The organism is Geodermatophilus sp. SYSU D00879, assembly GCF_054050375.1.
This window is the reverse complement of the sequence record NZ_JBJGZF010000026.1, coordinates 1-16,148: the sequence shown is the minus strand read 5'-3', so window position 1 is coordinate 16,148 and position 16,148 is coordinate 1. Positions and strand designations below refer to the sequence as shown.

General features: G+C 75.4%; 18 protein-coding genes. 3 read left to right on the top strand and 15 right to left on the bottom strand.

The features are described 5' to 3' along the window. Positions 1–144: 144 nt before the first annotated feature. From ACI79B_RS21840 to hisC, 3 genes are read right to left on the bottom strand one after another with little or no spacing between them, the layout of a single operon-like run. Entirely contained in the window at positions 145–714 is a 570-nt protein-coding gene (locus tag ACI79B_RS21840; RefSeq protein WP_456930201.1) for a 2'-5' RNA ligase family protein, read from the bottom strand. Next, a complete protein-coding gene (gene trpS / locus ACI79B_RS21835) occupies positions 711–1,730 on the bottom strand; it encodes a tryptophan--tRNA ligase (protein WP_456930202.1) in 1,020 nt (339 codons plus the stop codon). Before trpS ends, ACI79B_RS21840 begins: the two co-directional genes overlap by 4 nt. Before the next feature lie 15 nt (positions 1,731–1,745). Then, the gene (gene hisC / locus ACI79B_RS21830) at positions 1,746–2,885 is read right to left on the bottom strand and encodes a histidinol-phosphate transaminase (protein ID WP_456930203.1); all 1,140 of its coding nucleotides are present in this window, start codon (positions 2,883–2,885) and stop codon (positions 1,746–1,748) included. 56 nt (positions 2,886–2,941) lie between these two features. On the opposite strand from hisC, the gene galE reads away from it, so the two are divergent. Continuing rightward, entirely contained in the window at positions 2,942–3,898 is a 957-nt protein-coding gene (gene galE / locus ACI79B_RS21825) for a UDP-glucose 4-epimerase GalE (RefSeq protein ID WP_456930204.1), read from the top strand. A gap of 6 nt (positions 3,899–3,904) precedes the next feature. Here the strand turns inward: galE and ACI79B_RS21820 are convergent, their stop codons facing one another. Together ACI79B_RS21820 and ACI79B_RS21815 are read right to left on the bottom strand one after the other, a co-directional pair. After that, entirely contained in the window at positions 3,905–5,224 is a 1,320-nt protein-coding gene (locus ACI79B_RS21820; RefSeq protein ID WP_456930205.1) for a hemolysin family protein, read from the bottom strand. A 198-nt stretch (positions 5,225–5,422) separates the two neighbouring features. Beyond that, positions 5,423–6,214 (bottom strand): hypothetical protein, encoded by a 792-nt coding sequence (locus ACI79B_RS21815; RefSeq protein ID WP_456930206.1) that lies wholly within the window; start codon positions 6,212–6,214, stop codon positions 5,423–5,425. Here ACI79B_RS21815 and ACI79B_RS21810 point away from each other — a divergent pair. Beyond that, a complete protein-coding gene (locus tag ACI79B_RS21810; protein WP_456930207.1) occupies positions 6,198–6,554 on the top strand; it encodes a CAP domain-containing protein in 357 nt (118 codons plus the stop codon). The two genes, ACI79B_RS21815 and ACI79B_RS21810, sit on opposite strands and share 17 nt — an antisense overlap. Before the next feature lie 4 nt (positions 6,555–6,558). On the opposite strand, the gene ACI79B_RS21805 is transcribed toward ACI79B_RS21810, so the two are convergent. The 6 genes from ACI79B_RS21805 to ACI79B_RS21780 all read right to left on the bottom strand — a co-directional run bounded on the left by ACI79B_RS21805 (position 6,559) and on the right by ACI79B_RS21780 (position 11,007). Then, positions 6,559–6,843, bottom strand: a complete 285-nt coding sequence (locus ACI79B_RS21805) for an endonuclease domain-containing protein (RefSeq protein ID WP_456930208.1) — start codon at positions 6,841–6,843, stop codon at positions 6,559–6,561. A 205-nt stretch (positions 6,844–7,048) separates the two neighbouring features. Beyond that, positions 7,049–7,330 (bottom strand): hypothetical protein, encoded by a 282-nt coding sequence (locus ACI79B_RS21800; protein WP_456930209.1) that lies wholly within the window; start codon positions 7,328–7,330, stop codon positions 7,049–7,051. Positions 7,331–7,470: 140 nt separating this feature from the next. After that, positions 7,471–8,694, bottom strand: coding sequence for an NADP-dependent isocitrate dehydrogenase (locus tag ACI79B_RS21795; protein WP_457000247.1), 1,224 nt, complete (start codon positions 8,692–8,694; stop codon positions 7,471–7,473). A gap of 60 nt (positions 8,695–8,754) precedes the next feature. Then, positions 8,755–9,708 carry a malate dehydrogenase gene (gene mdh / locus ACI79B_RS21790; RefSeq protein ID WP_456930211.1) on the bottom strand — a complete coding sequence of 318 codons (954 nt, stop codon included), beginning with the start codon at positions 9,706–9,708 and terminating at the stop codon, positions 8,755–8,757. A 53-nt stretch (positions 9,709–9,761) separates the two neighbouring features. Then, positions 9,762–10,061 (bottom strand): DUF3017 domain-containing protein, encoded by a 300-nt coding sequence (locus ACI79B_RS21785; RefSeq protein ID WP_456930212.1) that lies wholly within the window; start codon positions 10,059–10,061, stop codon positions 9,762–9,764. Between the two features lie 73 nt (positions 10,062–10,134). Beyond that, on the bottom strand, positions 10,135–11,007 hold the full coding sequence (locus ACI79B_RS21780) for a bifunctional methylenetetrahydrofolate dehydrogenase/methenyltetrahydrofolate cyclohydrolase (RefSeq protein ID WP_456930213.1): 873 nt from the start codon (positions 11,005–11,007) through the stop codon (positions 10,135–10,137). A gap of 92 nt (positions 11,008–11,099) precedes the next feature. Here ACI79B_RS21780 and ACI79B_RS21775 point away from each other — a divergent pair, with 92 nt between their 5' ends. After that, a complete protein-coding gene (locus ACI79B_RS21775) occupies positions 11,100–11,705 on the top strand; it encodes a hypothetical protein (RefSeq protein ID WP_456930214.1) in 606 nt (201 codons plus the stop codon). A gap of 186 nt (positions 11,706–11,891) precedes the next feature. On the opposite strand, the gene ACI79B_RS21770 is transcribed toward ACI79B_RS21775, so the two are convergent. From ACI79B_RS21770 to ACI79B_RS21755, 4 genes are read right to left on the bottom strand one after another with little or no spacing between them, the layout of a single operon-like run. Further along, positions 11,892–12,536, bottom strand: a complete 645-nt coding sequence (locus tag ACI79B_RS21770) for a pentapeptide repeat-containing protein (RefSeq protein WP_456930215.1) — start codon at positions 12,534–12,536, stop codon at positions 11,892–11,894. Further along, positions 12,533–14,086 carry a bifunctional phosphoribosylaminoimidazolecarboxamide formyltransferase/IMP cyclohydrolase gene (gene purH / locus ACI79B_RS21765; RefSeq protein WP_456930216.1) on the bottom strand — a complete coding sequence of 518 codons (1,554 nt, stop codon included), beginning with the start codon at positions 14,084–14,086 and terminating at the stop codon, positions 12,533–12,535. The genes ACI79B_RS21770 and purH overlap by 4 nt, the downstream gene beginning before the upstream one ends. Continuing rightward, a complete protein-coding gene (gene purN, locus ACI79B_RS21760; RefSeq protein ID WP_456930217.1) occupies positions 14,083–14,691 on the bottom strand; it encodes a phosphoribosylglycinamide formyltransferase in 609 nt (202 codons plus the stop codon). Before purN ends, purH begins: the two co-directional genes overlap by 4 nt. 31 nt (positions 14,692–14,722) lie before the next feature. Further along, positions 14,723–15,919: a cell division protein PerM gene (locus ACI79B_RS21755; RefSeq protein ID WP_456930218.1), complete on the bottom strand. Its 1,197-nt coding sequence runs from the start codon at positions 15,917–15,919 to the stop codon at positions 14,723–14,725. Between the last annotated feature and the right edge of the window lie 229 nt (positions 15,920–16,148).

Below are 16,148 nucleotides of genomic sequence, written 5' to 3'. Positions count from 1 at the left end.
GTCGACGGCGGCGGCGATCCGGGAGCCGACCCCGGCGATGCGGGACCAGGGTGCGCGGACGACGTCGGCGGCGCGCGACCGTCCGTCCCGGGGTCCACCCACCGGTCCGAGTTTGGTCCCTGGACGGGGGTGCCGCGCGGGGGCCTAGTGCGGCGGGCCGGTGAGGGGGTACTCGCGGGCGACCGCCCAGGTGCCCTCCGGCGTCTGCTCGAACTCGGTGAACGAGGTGACGCGGAACTCCGCGGAGAGGTCGCCGAGGCCGGTGTAGGCCAGCTCGAGCATGTCGCGCGGGACGTCGTGCGCCACGGTGACGTGCGGGTGGTACGGGTAGGTCAACGAGCGGGCCAGCGGGCCGGACCGGACGTCGGTGGCCAGCAGCTCGCAGTTGCCGATGCCGCGCGCGACGGCGACGAACACGACCTCCGAGACCGGCGTGAACGTGCCGGTGCCCGACAGGTGCATGTCGAAGGACGGGTGCGCCGCGGCGACGCGCACCAGGTGCTCGGTGATGGCCGCCCGGTCGGCGCAGGCCACCTCGGTGGGCGGGAGGAGCGTGACGTGCGGCGGCACGAAGCCCGCCTGCGGGTCGCCCACCTTGGCGCGCCAGTCGGTCAGCAGCTGCGCCCACGGCTCGGGGATCGGCACCAGGACCCCGACGACGGCGGTCTCCGGCGGCGCCAGCCGGCTGCGCGGGACGAACGTGTCGTCGTTCACGACTCCGCCACCGGCGCGAGGAAGCCGACCCGCTCGTAGACCGTGCGGACGGTCTCCCCGGCCACCGCGCGGGCCCGGGCCGCGCCGGCGGCCAGCAGCCGCTCGAGCTCGGCGCGGTCGTCGAGCAGCTCGTGGGTGCGCTCGCGGACCGGCGTCACGAACTCGGCGACGACCTCGGCGAGCTCCTTCTTGAGGTCGCCGTAGCCGCGGCCGGCGAAGCGCTCCTCCAGCTCCGCGACCGGGGTGCCCGACAGCGCGCTGTGGATGGTCAGCAGGTTGGTGACGCCGGGCTTGTCCACCGGGTCCGCCACGACCTCGCGGCCGGTGTCGGTGACCGCCGAGCGGATCTTCTTCGCCGTCACCTTCGGGTCGTCGAGCAGGAACACGCAGCCGGCCGGCGGCAGGCTCTTGCTCATCTTCTTGTCCGGCGACTGCAGGTCCATGATCCGCGCGCCGCCGGCCGGGATGAGGGTCTCCGGCAGCGTGAAGGTCTCGCCGAAGCGGCCGTTGAAGCGGGTGGCGAGGTCCCGGGTCAGCTCCAGGTGCTGGCGCTGGTCCTCACCGACCGGGACCTGGTCGGCCTGGTAGACGAGGATGTCGGCGGCCTGGAGGACCGGGTAGGTGAACAGCCCGACCGAGGCCGAGGCGGTGCCCTCCCGCTGGCTCTTGTCCTTGAACTGGGTCATCCGGCCGGCCTCGCCGAAGCCGGTGAGGCACTCGAGCACCCACGACAGCTGCAGGTGCTCGGGCACGTGGCTCTGCACGAACAGCGTGCTGCGCTGCGGGTCGACGCCGAGGGCCAGCAGCTGGGCGGCCGAGACCAGGGTGTTCCGGCGCAGCTCCTCGGGGTCCTGCGGCAGCGTGATCGCGTGCAGGTCGACGACGCAGTAGAAGGCCTCGGTCGTCTCCTGCAGCGCGACCCACTGGCGGAGCGCACCGAGGTGGTTGCCGAGGTGGAAGGAGCCCGCCGTCGGCTGGATGCCGGACAGGACACGGGGAAGAGGCACGACGGCCATCAAACCAGCCGCGCGCTAGGCGACCGGCGCGCCGGGGCGCACCGTGTCGGGGGTCGTGGCGGCGAGCACGTCGTCGAGCGCGGCGAGGAACAGGTCGTCCTCCTCGGGCGTGCCGACGGTCACCCGGATCCCCTCGCCGCCGAACGGCCGGGTGATGACGCCGCGAACCTCCAGCGCCGCGGCGGTCGCGGCGGACGGCTCCCCCAGCGGCAGCCACACGAAGTTGGCCTGGCTGTCGGGCACCTGCAGGCCGCGCCCGCGCAGGGAGGCGGTGAGCCGGTCGCGCTCGGCGACGACGGCGGCCACGCGGCGGCGGACCTCGTCCTGGCTGCCGAGCGCGGCGACGGCGGCCGCCTGGGCGAGCATCGACACGCTGAACGGCACGTGCGTGCGGCGGACGGCGTCGGCGACGGCCGGGTCCTCCGCGACCAGGTAGCCGACCCGCAGGCCGGCCAGGCCCCAGGCCTTGGAGAACGTGCGCAGCACCGCGACGTTCGGGCGCCCGCGCATCAGCTCCAGGCCGTCGGGGACGTCGGGGTCGGTGACGAACTCGCGGTAGGCCTCGTCCAGCACGACCAGCACCGTCGCGGGCACCCGGTCGAGGAGGCGCTCGAGCTCCGCCCGCCGGACCGCGGTGCCGGTCGGGTTGTTGGGGTTGCACACGAACAGCAGCCGCGTGTCGTCGTCGACCGCGGCGGCCAGCGCGTCGAGGTCGTGGGTGTCGGGGGCGCCGCCGGGGACCGAGGGCACCAGCGGCACCTGGACGCTGCGCGCGCCGGCGACCTGCGCCAGCAGCGGGTACATCTCGAACGAGCGCCAGGCGAAGGCGATCGCCGTCCCGGGGTCGTTGAAGGCCTGGGCGAGCTGCTGGCAGAGCATGACCGCGCCGCAGCCGGGGACCACCTGCGCCGGGTCGACGCCGTAGTGCTCCGCGAGCGCGGCGGTGAGGAGGGCGGCCCCGTTGTCGGGGTAGCGGTAGGTCTCCCCCACCGTCTCCGCCAGTGCCCGCACGACGGCCGGCAGCGGCGGGAAGGGCACCTCGTTGCTGGCCAGCTTCACCGCGCGGTCGACGCCGAGCTCGCGGGCCAGGTCGGCCGGGTTGCGCCCGGGCTTGTAGGCCGGCAGCGCCTGGACGGCCGGACGGGCAGTGACCACGGGGCTCGACCTCCGCGCGCCCGGTGCTTTCGGGCGCCAACTCCTAGGGTGGCCCCATGCGCGTTCTCGTCGCCGGTGGGGCCGGCTACATCGGCAGCGTAGTCACCGCCGCTCTCCTCGAGGGCGGCCACGAGGTCACCGTGCTCGACGACCTGTCGACCGGGCACGCCGACGCCGTGCCCGAGGGTGCCCGGTTCGTGCAGGCCACGCTGCAGGACTCGGCGCCGGTGCTGGCGGAGGTGCGGCCGGAGGCGGTGCTGCACTTCGCGGCGAAGAGCCTGGTCGGCGAGTCGCAGGTGAGGCCGGAGATCTACTGGGAGCACAACGTCGGCGGGTCGCTGGCGCTGCTCGAGGCGATGCGCGCGGTCGACTGCCGGCGGATCGTGTTCTCGTCCACCGCCGCCACCTACGGCGAGCCCGAGCAGGTGCCGATCCGCGAGGACGCGCAGACCCGGCCGACCAACACCTACGGCGCCACGAAGCTCGCCGTCGACGCGATGCTGACCTCGTACGCGACCGCGTACGACTTCGCCGCGGTGAGCCTGCGGTACTTCAACGTGGCCGGCGCCGCCCACGGCCTGGGCGAGCGGCACACCACCGAGACCCACCTCATCCCGATCGCGCTGCAGGTGGCGGCCGGGAAGCGCGAGGCGATGACGGTCTACGGCGAGGACTACCCGACGCCGGACGGCACCTGCATCCGCGACTACATCCACGTCTCCGACCTCGCCGACGCGCACCTGCTCGCGCTCACCGCCCCGGAGCCGGGCGAGCACCGGATCTACAACCTGGGCAACGGCACCGGGTTCTCCGTGCAGGAGGTCGTCGACGCCGTCCGCGAGGTCACCGGCCACCCGGTGCCGGTGCAGGTGGGCGACCGGCGGGCCGGCGACCCGGCGCAGCTCGTGGCCTCCAGCGACCGCATCCGCGCGGACCTGGGCTGGACGCCGCGGCACACCGACCTGACGGGCATCGTGCGCGACGCGTGGGAGGTCGCGCAGAAGCGCGGCTGAGCGATCTCAGCCGGCCGGGGTGTCCTCCCCGGCCGGCTCGGCGTCGGGCGCCCGGGTGACCGAGAGCCGGGCGATCCGGCGTCCGTCGAGCTCGAGGACGGTGAGCGTGCGGCCCTCCACCTCGACGGCGTCGCCGACGTCCGGCAGCCGGCCGAGCTCGGCGAGCACGTAGCCGGCGACCGTCTCGTACGGGCCCTCGGGCAGCCGCAGGCCGGTGACCTGCGCGAAGTCGTCGAGGTTGAGCAGTCCGTCGACGTCGTGCGGCCCGCCGGGCTCCTCGCCGTCCTCGGGGGCGACCTCCTCGTCGTACTCGTCGTAGATCTCGCCGATGACCTCCTCGATGAGGTCCTCGAGGGTGACGATCCCGTCGGTGCCGCCGTACTCGTCGACGACGATCGCCAGGTGCTGGTTCTCCCGGCGCATCTCCGACAGCGCCGTCAGCACGCCCGCCGTGCCGGGCAGCCGCTTCACCTCGCGGGCCATGTCACCCACGGTCGCCGCGCGCCCGGCCGGGTGGGTGGGCAGCAGCAGGTCCCGGACGTGCACGAACCCCACGACGTCGTCCTGGTCGCGGCCGGTGACCGGGTAGCGCGACCAGCCGGACTCGGCGACCTGCCGGGCGGCGCGGCTGACCGTCGTCGTCGCGTCGAGGAACTCGACCTCGGTGCGCGGGGTCATGACCTCGCGCACCTCGCGGTCGCCGGCGCGGAAGACCTCGTCGATGAGCCGCCGCTCGTCGCTGGACAGGGACTCGTGCGCGGCGACGAGGTCGCGCAGCTCCTCCTGGCTGATCGCCTCACCGCTGGCCCTGGGGTCGCCGCCGAGCAGCCGGACCAGCACGTTCGTCGACGCCGACAGCAACCAGATGACCGGGCGGGACAGCCGGGCGATGGTGTTGAGCGGCCGGGCGACGAGCAGCGAGAAGCCCTCGGCGCGCTGCAGCGCGAGCCGCTTGGGGGTCAGCTCCCCCACGACCAGGGACACGTAGCTGATCGCGACGGTGACCAGCACGAGGGCCAGCGGGTCGGCTACGCCCTCGCGGAGACCGCGGCGGACCAGCCAGTCGCTGAAGGGCCCGGCCAGGGTGCTGGCGCCGACGGCGGCGGACAGGAAGCCGGCGAGGGTGACGCCGACCTGGACGGCGGCGAGGAACCGGTTGGGGTCGCCGAGCAGCCGGGCCAGCGCGCGGCCGCGGCGCCCCCGCTCCGACAGCACCCGCACCTGGGCCTCGCGCAGGGACACGAGCGCGATCTCCGCGCCGGCGAACACGCCGCCGATCAGCACGAAGACGACGACCATGACGATGTCGAGCCAGACGTCGCTCACCGGCGGCGTGCTCCTCGCGTCTCGGGGTGGTGGTCCGTCCATGCTGCCCGGAGGGGGACCCGAAACCCACCGCGCGTCCGGGAGACGTCTCCCACGACCCTCACTGTGACCTCGGTCACGTCACCCTCCCGGGCGACCTCCGGCTACGGCTACTCTCCACGAAGTCACAGAAAGCGACTTGTCGACTTCGTGAGGTAATCACTCCGTGCGCCATCGGTCTTCCCCGCCGTCCGCCCGCCACGCCGCTCCGGTGGCTCCTCCGCGCCCCGCGCGGCGCCGGGCCCGCGCGCGTCGCCTGCTGCCGGTCCTGCTGGTCGTCCTCGTCGTGGGCGGCATCGCGCTGCTCGTGCCGCTGATGGCCGCGGGCCGGGGCGCGCTGTCGACGGCGGAGTCCGCGGCCACCTCCGCGGCGGACGCGGTGGAGGACGGCGCGGAGGACGGCGCGGAGGACGGCGCCGAGCGCACCGGCGTGGTCACGATGGGCGTCGACGGCGCGCCGACCACCGCACCGGGGACGACGCCCGGCGCGCCGGGCTCGTCGTCCGCGGACTCGTCGGCACCGGGCTCCTCGGCACCGGGCTCCTCGGCACCGGGCTCCTCGGCACCGGGCTCGTCCGCGGCGGACACCTCGGCGCCGGGGACCTCGTCGTCGGCCGGCCGCTCCACCGCCGCCGGCGGGGACCCGTCGTCGGCGCCCTCGTCGTCCTCGGCCGGGTCCTCGTTGTCCGGGTCCTCGTCGGCGTCCTCCTCCTCGTCCCCGGCGGGCACGTCGTCGGCTCTGCCCGGCTCCGCGGCCCCCTCGTCGGCCGGCTCCTCGTCGGCCGGTTCCTCGTCGGCCGGTTCCTCGTCGGCCGGGTCGTCGTCCTCGTCGGCGGGGGGGCCGGAGACGCAGACGCCGACCCCGTCGTCGGAGCCGGCGCCCGCGCCGGTGGCCCGCACCGCCGCCCCGGCCGCCCCGTCGGCGGAGACCGCGGTGCTGACCCTGGTCAACCAGGAGCGCGCCGCCGCCGGGTGCGCGCCGGTGGTCGCGGACGCGGCGCTGGCCGCCGTCGCGCGGGCGCACAGCGCGGACATGCGCGACCGCGGCTACTTCTCGCACGACACCCCCGAGGGGCTCGACCCGTTCGCCCGGGCCCGGGCCGCGGGCGTCGGCAACGCGCGGGCGGAGAACATCGCGCAGGGCCAGCCCGACCCGGCCGCCGTGATGGCGGCCTGGATGGACAGCCCCGGCCACCGGGCGAACATCCTGAACTGCTCGCTGACGAAGCTGGGCGTGGGCGTGGCCGAGGGCTCCGGCGGCCCCTGGTGGACCCAGCTCTTCGGCGCCTGAGCCCTCACCGCGCGAGCGCCTCGACGACGCGGGCCACCAAGGCCTCCGGGGTGCGCAGGTCGGCAGCGGTCACGAAGACCACCCGCCATCCGGCGGCGGTGAGTCCGTTCAGCCTGTGCCGGTCTCGCCTCAGCTGACCGGGCTCTCCGTGCCAGGCGCCGTCGTACTCGACCGCCAGGCGGTGTTCGGGAGAGGCGAGGTCCACTCGCGCGATGAAGCCCCCGCCGTCGTCGCGGACGGTGTACTGCGGCACGGCGGCCAGGCCGGCGAGGGCGAGGAGCACACGCACCCGGGCCTCCTGCGGGGACTCGGCGCGCGGATCGGCCGGCTCCACCGCCCGTCTCGCCCGCCGCGCCCCTCGGTGGGACGGCGACGTCTGCAGCGACCGGCGGAGCGCGGCACGGTCCCACCACACCACGCGCGAGCAACACGTCCAGGGCCGCCACCGCCTCCCCGAGCGGCTCGCCGCGAGCGATGTCGAGGGCCGTCCGTGCTCAGCTGGTGCACGGACGGCGGCGCGCCTGGACGACGTCGACGGGTGGGAGCACCGTCCGACGGACCCTCAGGCCGGCGACCGGTCCGAACCGCACGTCGACGGGGACTGACGCCTCGACCGGCATCGTCGCGTCCGCGAGCTCCGTGGCGCCGTGGAGGTGAGCCGCCGTCCGGCCGCTGAACACGGCCGCGGGAGGGACGAGCAGACACGCGCCACTGATGCGGACGTCGACATCGTCCGGCAGGTCGGCGTCGGCGTAGACACCGCTCACGCCGTCCACAGGGTCCGCGACTGCAGGGAAGTCGTCGTTCCCGAGCGGCCGCGGACGACGACTTCCCCGCACTTGGGAGGGCCACGTCGACCCCCGAGACGTGAGCGGCCCCCTCACCCGGGGGTGAGGGGGCCGCCGCAGCGACTACGTCAGGCCATGGCCTTCTGCAGGTTGGTGTCGATGGCCGCCAGGAAGTCCTGGGTGGTCAGCCACGGCTGCTCCTTGCTGATCAGCAGCGCGAGGTCCTTGGTCATCTGGCCGCCCTCGACGGTGTCGATGCAGACCTTCTCGAGGGTCTCGGCGAACCGGGTGACCTCGGGGGTGCCGTCCAGCTTGCCGCGGTGGGCCAGGCCCCGCGTCCAGGCGAAGATCGACGCGATCGGGTTGGTCGAGGTCTCCTTGCCCTGCTGGTGCTGGCGGTAGTGCCGGGTCACCGTGCCGTGGGCGGCCTCGGCCTCGACGGTGCGGCCGTCGGGGGTCATGAGCACCGAGGTCATGAGGCCCAGCGAGCCGAAGCCCTGCGCGACGGTGTCGGATTGGACGTCGCCGTCGTAGTTCTTGCAGGCCCAGACGTAGCCGCCCTCCCACTTGAGGGACGCGGCGACCATGTCGTCGATCAGCCGGTGCTCGTAGGTGATGCCGGCCTGCTCGAACTGGTCCTTGAACTCGGTCTCGAAGACCTCGGCGAAGATGTCCTTGAACCGGCCGTCGTAGGCCTTGAGGATCGTGTTCTTCGTCGACAGGTACACCGGGTAGCCGCGCTGCAGGCCGTAGTTCATCGAGGCCCGGGCGAAGTCGCGGATGGACTCGTCGAGGTTGTACATCGCGAGCGCGACGCCGGCGCCGGGCGCCTGGAAGACCTCATGCTCGATGGGCGCGGAGCCGTCCTTCGGGGTGAAGGTCACCGTCAGGGTGCCCTCGCCGGGGAAGCGGAAGTCGGTGGCGCGGTACTGGTCACCGAAGGCGTGACGGCCGACGATGATCGGCTTGGTCCAGCCCGGCACCAGCCGCGGCACGTTCTGCATGATGATCGGCTCGCGGAAGATGACGCCGCCGAGGATGTTGCGGATCGTCCCGTTCGGGGAGCGCCACATCTTCTTGAGGCCGAACTCCTCGACCCGCGCCTCGTCCGGGGTGATGGTGGCGCACTTGACGCCCACGCCGTGCTTCTTGATCGCGTTGGCGGAGTCGACGGTGACCTGGTCGTCGGTGGCGTCGCGGTGCTCGATGCCCAGGTCGTAGTACTCCAGGTTCACGTCGAGGTACGGCAGGATCAGCTGGTCCTTGATGAACTGCCAGATGATCCGGGTCATCTCGTCGCCGTCGAGTTCGACGACGGTGCCCTCGACCTTGATCTTGCTCACGTCAGACATTCCCTCTCTGCAGCCCCGGCCCGTCGGGCCGGGAGTCGGTCAGGTCGCGGTGCAGTCGCTCTACAGCTCCGCGACGTCGGCCTGCTTGGCGCGCACGGCCTCGGCCGCCTCGCGCAGCCCGGCCAGCTCGCTCTCGGTGAGGTCCCCCTCGACCACCCGGCGCACACCCGCACGCCCGATCTCGGCCTCGACGCCCAGGTAGACGCCGGAGATGCCGTACTCGCCGTCGACCCAGGCGCACACCGGCATGACGGCGCCGGAGTCCTCCATGACGGCGCGGGCCATGCGGGCCGCGGCCGCCGACGGCGCGTAGTACGCCGACCCGGTCTTGAGCAGCGCGACCACCTCGGCGCCGCCGTTGCGGGTGCGCTGCACGAGGTGCTCGACGCGGTCGGGGGCCAGGACGTCGGCCAGCGGCTTGCCGTCGACGGTGCAGCGCGAGGGCACCGGCACCATCGTGTCGCCGTGCGAGCCGAGGGTCAGGGTGCGCACCGAGGACACCGGGACGCCGAGCTCCTCGGCGACGTTGTTGGTGAACCGGGCGGTGTCGAGCATCCCGGCCTGGCCCATCACCCGCTCCTTCGGGAAGCCGGTGGCCAGCTGCGCGAGGGCGGTCATCTCGTCCAGCGGGTTGGACACGACGATGACGACGGCGTCCGGCGAGGTCCGCGCGACGTTCTCGGACACGTCCCGGACGATCTTCGCGTTGGTCTCGATGAGGTCCATGCGGCTCATGCCGGGCTTGCGCGGCAGGCCGGCGGTGATCACGACGACGTCGGACCCCTCGGTGCCCTCGTACGAGCCGCCGCCGACACCGACGACCCTCGTCTCGAAGCCCTCGATCGGGCGGGACTGGTTGATGTCGAGGGCCAGGCCCTCGGGCTTGCCCTCGACGATGTCGGTGAGGACGACGGTCTCGAAGACGTCGTACTCCGCGAGCCGGAGGGCGGTGGTGGAGCCGTAGAAGCCGGCACCGACGACGGTGACCTTGCCGTTCCTGGGCTGCTCTGCCATGGGCGTCAACCTAGACCCGGGACCCCGGTCACCGCGCCCGCGGGCCGACGCGCTCAACTGCCCGGGACGACGAGGGTCAGCGCCGACAGCGCGACCCCCGTCCCGGCCATCAGGACGACGTCGACCGGCCGGCTGCGGACGGCGAGGAAGCCGACCCGGCGGACGGGGAGCACCAGCCGCAGCACGGCCGCGCCCACGAGCGCCAGCCCGACCACCAGCAGGCCGCGCCGCCAGTGCTCCAGCGCCACCATCCCGAGCCCCACCGCGACCACGACCAGCACCGCGAACAGCGGCAGCTGGCGCAGCAGCCCGGCCAGGAACGGCCGGCGCAGGTACAGCGGCGGGCGGGTCACGCGTCCTCCTCGCCGGCGCTCGTCGACCACGTGCCCAGGGGTGCTCTGCTCCCGCGTGACCTCGCGAGCTCGGTCACGATGCCGTGAGCACGTCGTCCGCGGCGGCCCGCTCGGCGGCCAGCACCACGTTCTGCAGCAGCATCGCCCGGGTCATCGGCCCGACCCCGCCGGGGTTGGGCGCCACGTGCCCGGCCACCTCGACGACGTCCTTGGCCACGTCGCCGGCGATCTTCCCGTCGACCCGGCTGACGCCGACGTCGAGCACCGCGGCGCCCGGCTTGACGACGTCGGCCGTGACGAGCCCGGGCACGCCCGCGGCGGCGACGACGACGTCGGCGGTGCGCAGGTGGGCGGCCAGGTCCCGGGTGCCGGTGTGGCAGAGCGTCACCGTGGCGTTCTCGGTGCGCCGGGTGAGCAGCAGCCCGAGCGGGCGCCCGACGGTGATCCCGCGCCCGACGACGACCACCTCCGCGCCGGCCACCGGGACGTCGTAGCGGCGCAGCAGCTCGACGATCCCGACCGGGGTGCACGGCAGCGGCCCGTCGACGCCGAGCACCAGCCGGCCGAGGTTGACCGGGTGCAGGCCGTCGGCGTCCTTGGCCGGGTCCATCGCCTCGAGGACGGCGTACTCGTCGACCTGGCGGGGCAGCGGCAGCTGGACGATGTAGCCGGTACACGCCGGGTCGGCGTTGAGCTCCTCGACGACGGCGAGGACGTCGGCGAGCGTGGCGGTGGCGGGCAGCTCGCGCTGGATGCTGGCGATGCCGACCTGCGCGCAGTCGGAGTGCTTGGCGTTGACGTACCAGCGGCTGCCCGGGTCGTCGCCGACCAGCAGCGTGCCGAGGCCCGGCCGGTGGCCGGCCGCCGTGAGGGCCGCGACCCGCGCGGTGAGCTCCTGCCGGATGGTGGCTGCGGTCGCCTTGCCGTCGAGGATCGTCGCGGGCACCCCGACAGTGTGCCGGAGGCGCCTCCCGGCCGACCGCTGCGGCCTACGCTCGGGGCGAGCCCCCGCACAGCCGGATCCCTCGAGGAGAGCTGATGACCGAGCGCGACCCGTCCACCCGGCAGCTCGGCGCCGACTGGCGGGAGCAGACCACGCCCGGTCTGGCGCCCGTGGCCGGCTCGTCCGCCGTGGGCCCCGGCGGCTACGGCCAGGCGGCCCCGAACCCGTACACGACGCCCAGCTACTCCGACCGGCCGGTGCCGGTGCGCGGGCCGGACTCGCTCGGCGGGCTGCTGCTCATCCTGGCCGGCATCGCCGCCGCGGTGAGCCTGCCGCTGCGCTGGCTGGCGGAGGGCCGCACCGGCTGGGGGCTCGTCCGCCGCGGCTTCGACGAGGCGGGCGCCGGCTTCGGCTCGCTGGTGGACTCCGGCTTCTGGCAGCCGCTCGCCGTCGTTTTGGGCGGGGGCGTGCTGTTCCTGCTCGGGATCCTGCTGTGGCTGCCCGCGCGGACGCACCGCCTCCTCGGCGTCCTCGCGCTGTTCGTCAGCGCGCTGGCGATCGCCGCGGTGCTCGTGCCGTTCGCCGCGGAGGACTGGGACCCGTCGGCGTTCGGCCTGGGCTTCTGGTTCGCCTGCGCCGTCGGCGTCCTCGGCCTGCTCGGCGCGCTCAAGGCGATGCTCACCGGCCCGCGCTACCGATGACGTCGTCGGCCCACCGGCCGACACCGCGGCCAGGAGCCCGGAAGGACCTCGGTGCCCACACACACGCCTCGCACGCTCGGCGCGGGCCCCTGCACCGAGGCCGGTCGCCGCGTTGAGCCGCTCCCGGCGCTCGACCGCGGGAACCTCCGGCCCCGACTCCTCCCGCCGCCTCCCAGGGCGGCTCGCTCACCCCTCGACGAGGGCGCCGTGGGCGCGGGCGACCTGCACCGCCTGCACGAGGTCGAGCCGGACGCCGGTGAGGTCCAGGCCCCGCCACGGCCAGGCCTCGGTGGCCGCGCCGCGCAGGTCGGTGCCGCGCAGCTTCGCGCCCTGCAGGCGGGCGCGGTCGAGGTCGGCGCCGGTGAGGTCGCACTCGCGCAGGTCGGCGTCGGTGAGGTCGGCCTCGCGGAACCGCTGACCGGACAGGTCGCTGCCGGACAGGTCGACGCCGCGCAGCGACGTCCAGCTCCAGTCCGAGTCGGTGCTGGTCAGCGGCCGGACGACGGCGCCGGGGAACTGCGAGCCGGTGAGCTTGCAGCCCTCCCAGACGGCGTCGATCAGCCGGGCGCGGTCGAACCGGCAGGACAGGAACGCGCTTCCACGGTGCCGCGAGCCGCTCATCCGCACGCCGGTGAGGACGCAGGAGTCGAACACGCAGCGGCGGGTGACCAGCTCGGTGAGGTCGGCGTCGTCGAACCGGCAGCGGGTGAAGGTGACGCCGTCGAGCTCGGCGCCCCACCAGTCGACGCGGGCGAGGTCGGCGCCCTCCAGCTCCTCCCCCGGCCCGGGCGGACCGACGTGGGGCCGGCCCCGCGATGCGCCCGGCCTCAATGCGCGAAGTGGCGGGTGCCGGTCAGGTAGAGCGGGACGCCGGCCGCGCGCGCCGCGGCGACGACCTCCTCGTCGCGCACCGACCCGCCCGGCTGCACCACCGCGCGCACCCCGGCGTCGAGCAGCACCTGCAGGCCGTCGGCGAAGGGGAAGAACGCGTCGGAGGCGGCCACCGACCCCGCGGCCCGCTCCCCCGCCCGCGTGACCGCCAGCCGCGCGGAGTCCACCCGGTTCACCTGGCCCATGCCGACGCCGACGGTCGCCTTGTCGTGGGCGAGCAGGATCGCGTTGCTCTTCACCGCGCGGACCGAGCGCCACGCGAACACGAGGTCGTCGAGGCCGGCGGCGTCCAGCGGCTCCCCGCAGGCCAGCGTCCACGTGGTCGGGTCGTCGCCGGCGGCGTCGACGCGGTCGGCGCTCTGCAGCAGCAGCCCGCCGCCGACCGGCCGCAGCTCGACCGGGGGCCGGCCGGCCTCGGGCAGCCGCAGCAGCCGGATGTTCTTCTTCGCCGTCAGCACCTCGACGGCGTCGGCGGTGAACGACGGCGCGACGACGACCTCGGTGAACACGCCGGCCACCTGCTCGGCCATCGCCAGGTCGACCTCGCGGTTGGCCGCGATGACGCCGCCGAAGGCCGAGACCGGATCGCAGGCGTGCGCCTTGCGGTGGGCGGCGGCGACGTCCGGGCCGACGGCGATCCCGCACGGGTTGGCGTGCTTGATGATCGCCACGCAGGGATCCTCGTGGTCGTGCGCGGCCCGCCACGCGGCGTCGGTGTCGACGTAGTTGTTGTAGGACATCTCCTTGCCGTGCAGCTGCTCGGCGTGCGCCAGCCCCCGCTCGCCGCTGCGGTACAGCGCCGCCCGCTGGTGCGGGTTCTCGCCGTAGCGCAGCACGTCGGCGCGCTCCCAGGACGCGCCGACCCAGGACGGGAAGCCGGACCCGTCGTCGGGGGCGAGGACGTTGCCCATCCAGGAGGCGACGGCGATGTCGTAGGTGGCGGTGTGCCGGAAGGCGGCCACGGCCAGCTGCTGCCGCTCGGGGAGGGTGAAGCCGCCCGCGGCCACGGCGGCGAGGACGTCGCCATACCGGGCGGGGTCGACGACGACGGCGACCGACGGGTGGTTCTTCGCGGCCGCGCGCACCATCGCCGGGCCGCCGATGTCGATCTGCTCGACGCACTCGTCCGGCGTCGCGCCCGAGGCCACGGTCTCGGTGAACGGGTAGAGGTTCACGACGACGAGGTCGAAGGCGGCGACGCCGAGCTCCTCGAGCTGCGCGACGTGCTCGGGCTTCCGCCGGTCGGCGAGGATGCCGGCGTGCACGGCCGGGTGCAGCGTCTTGACCCGCCCGTCGAGGCACTCGGGGAAGCCGGTGACCTGCTCGACCGGCGTGACCGCGATCCCGGCGTCGGCGATGCGCCGCGCGGTGGCCCCGGTGCTCACCAGCTCCACGCCGGCGTGGGCCAGGCCGCGGGCGAGCTCCTCGATCCCGGTCTTGTCGTAGACGCCCAGCAGGGCACGGCGCACCGGCGTCCGGGTGTCGCTCATCGGGGGCTCTCCTCCGTCGTCCCGGTGACGAGTCGCGCCACCGTCTCCACCAGGAGCGTCCGCTCCACGGCCTTGATGCGTTCGTGCAGGCGGTCCTCGTCGTCACCCGGCAGCACCGGCACCTCGCGCCGGGCGAGCACCGGGCCGGTGTCGACGCCGGCGTCGACCAGGTGCACCGTGCTGCCGGTGACGTCCACGCCGGCGGCCAGCGCGTCGCGGACGGCGTGCGCGCCCGGGAAGGCCGGCAGCAGCGCGGGGTGGGTGTTGACCAGCCGGCCCTCGTAGCGGGCGAGGACGGCGGAGCCGACGATCTTCATGAACCCGGCCGACACCACCAGGTCGGGCTCGTGCGCGGCGATCGCCTCGGTCAGCGCGCGGTCCCAGGCCGCCCGGTCGGGGAAGTCGCGCAGCGCGACGGTGAAGGTCGGCAGGCCGCGGCGGCGGGCGTGCGCGAACCCGGCGGCGTCGCGGTCGGCGCCGACGGCGACCACCTGCGCCGGGTAGCCGGGGTCGTCGGCGGCCTCGAGCAGCGCCGCGCACAGCGAGCCGGTGCCCGAGATCAGCACGACGACCCGCGCCCGCGGGGAGGACTCGGGGCCGGGCACGTCCGCGACCCTATCGACGGCGCCGGGCCCCTCAGCCGAGGGACCGCCACCGCGCGGTGGCCGCCCCGACCGCCGCGGCGATGCCGGCCTGCAGCGCGACGGAGAGCGCGGTGGCCACCGGTGGCGCGCCGACGTCGGCGAGCGCGCCGTCGCCCAGCGACCCGCCGGCCACCGCGGCGAGGACGCCCACGGCCACCCCCAGGGCGGCGCCGGCCGGCACGCCCCACAGGCCGGCGACCACCGAGCCGCCGTCGTCGTCGGTCAGGCGGCGGCCCAGCGCCACCCCGGCGACCAGGCCGGCCAGCGCCGGGACCGCCTGCGAGACGAACGCCAGCAGCGGCACCGCCTGGGTGTCGGGCAGCGCGGCCAGCAGCGGCAGCGCCGGCACCGGACCGAGGCTGATGCCGTGCACCGAGACGACGGTGCCGGCGCCGACCGTGAACCCGGGCCCGGCCGCCACGCCGAGCGCGGCCGCGGCGGCGTTGGGCAGCAGCAGCGCCCCGAGCGCCAGCGTGCCCACCGCGCCGGCGCCCGAGCCGCCGAGGGCGCCCGCGACCGCCGCGTACCCGGCGGCGTCCGCGGCCAGCGCGACGGCGACGACGGCGAGGCCCAGCGCCCCCGCGGCGAGCAGCCCGGCGAGGACGGCGGGCAGCAGCGGGCGCGCCGGCCCGGGCAGGCGGTCGAGGACGCCGTCGAGCAGGTCGCCCTCGCGCAGCACGCCCCAGCCGGCGGCGACCGCGGCGAGGACGGCGGCGCCGACGGCGCAGCGCGGCAGGTCGGTGCGGGCGCCGGGCCCGTCGACGGCGAGCCCGAGCAGGACGGCGAGCAGTGCGTGCACCGCGACCGCGGTCGCCACGACACCGGCCGCGGCGCGGGCACCGGCGGGCTCGGCGACGCGCACCACGCCCCGCCCGGCGCGGTCGAGCCCCCAGGCGACGGCGAGGGTGAGCAGCAGCGGCGCGAGGACCAGCGGCCCCGACGGCAGGTCCAGCCCGCCGCCGTTGGCGAGCAGCCACAGCCGGCCGCCGACGCGGGCCGCGCTCGGGACCGACAGCCCGCCGGCCGGGTCCAGCGTCTCGACGACGACGACCGCGAGGCCCAGCCCGAGCAGCCCGAGCAGCGTGACCGCGGCGGTGGCGGCGGCGGTCAGCGCGGCCGGGTACCAGGGCCGCCCGGCACCGGGGCCGCGCTGTCCCGGCAGGGGCAGGCGCGCCAGCAGGGAGACCACGCCCCCACTCTCGCAAGCGTCCCCGCCGTCTGTCCGCCGCACGCGCCGGGAAGGCGCTGTGACGCCGACGAGGGCCGGCGGCGGGTGCCGCCGGCCCTCGTCGGGACGGTGGGGGGGGGGGGGGGGGGGGGGGGGGGGGGGGGGGGGGGGGGGGGGGGGGGGGGGGGGGCGGGGGGGGGGGGGGGGGGGGTGTGGTGGGGGGGGTGGGGGGGCGCGTGGGTGCTGGTGG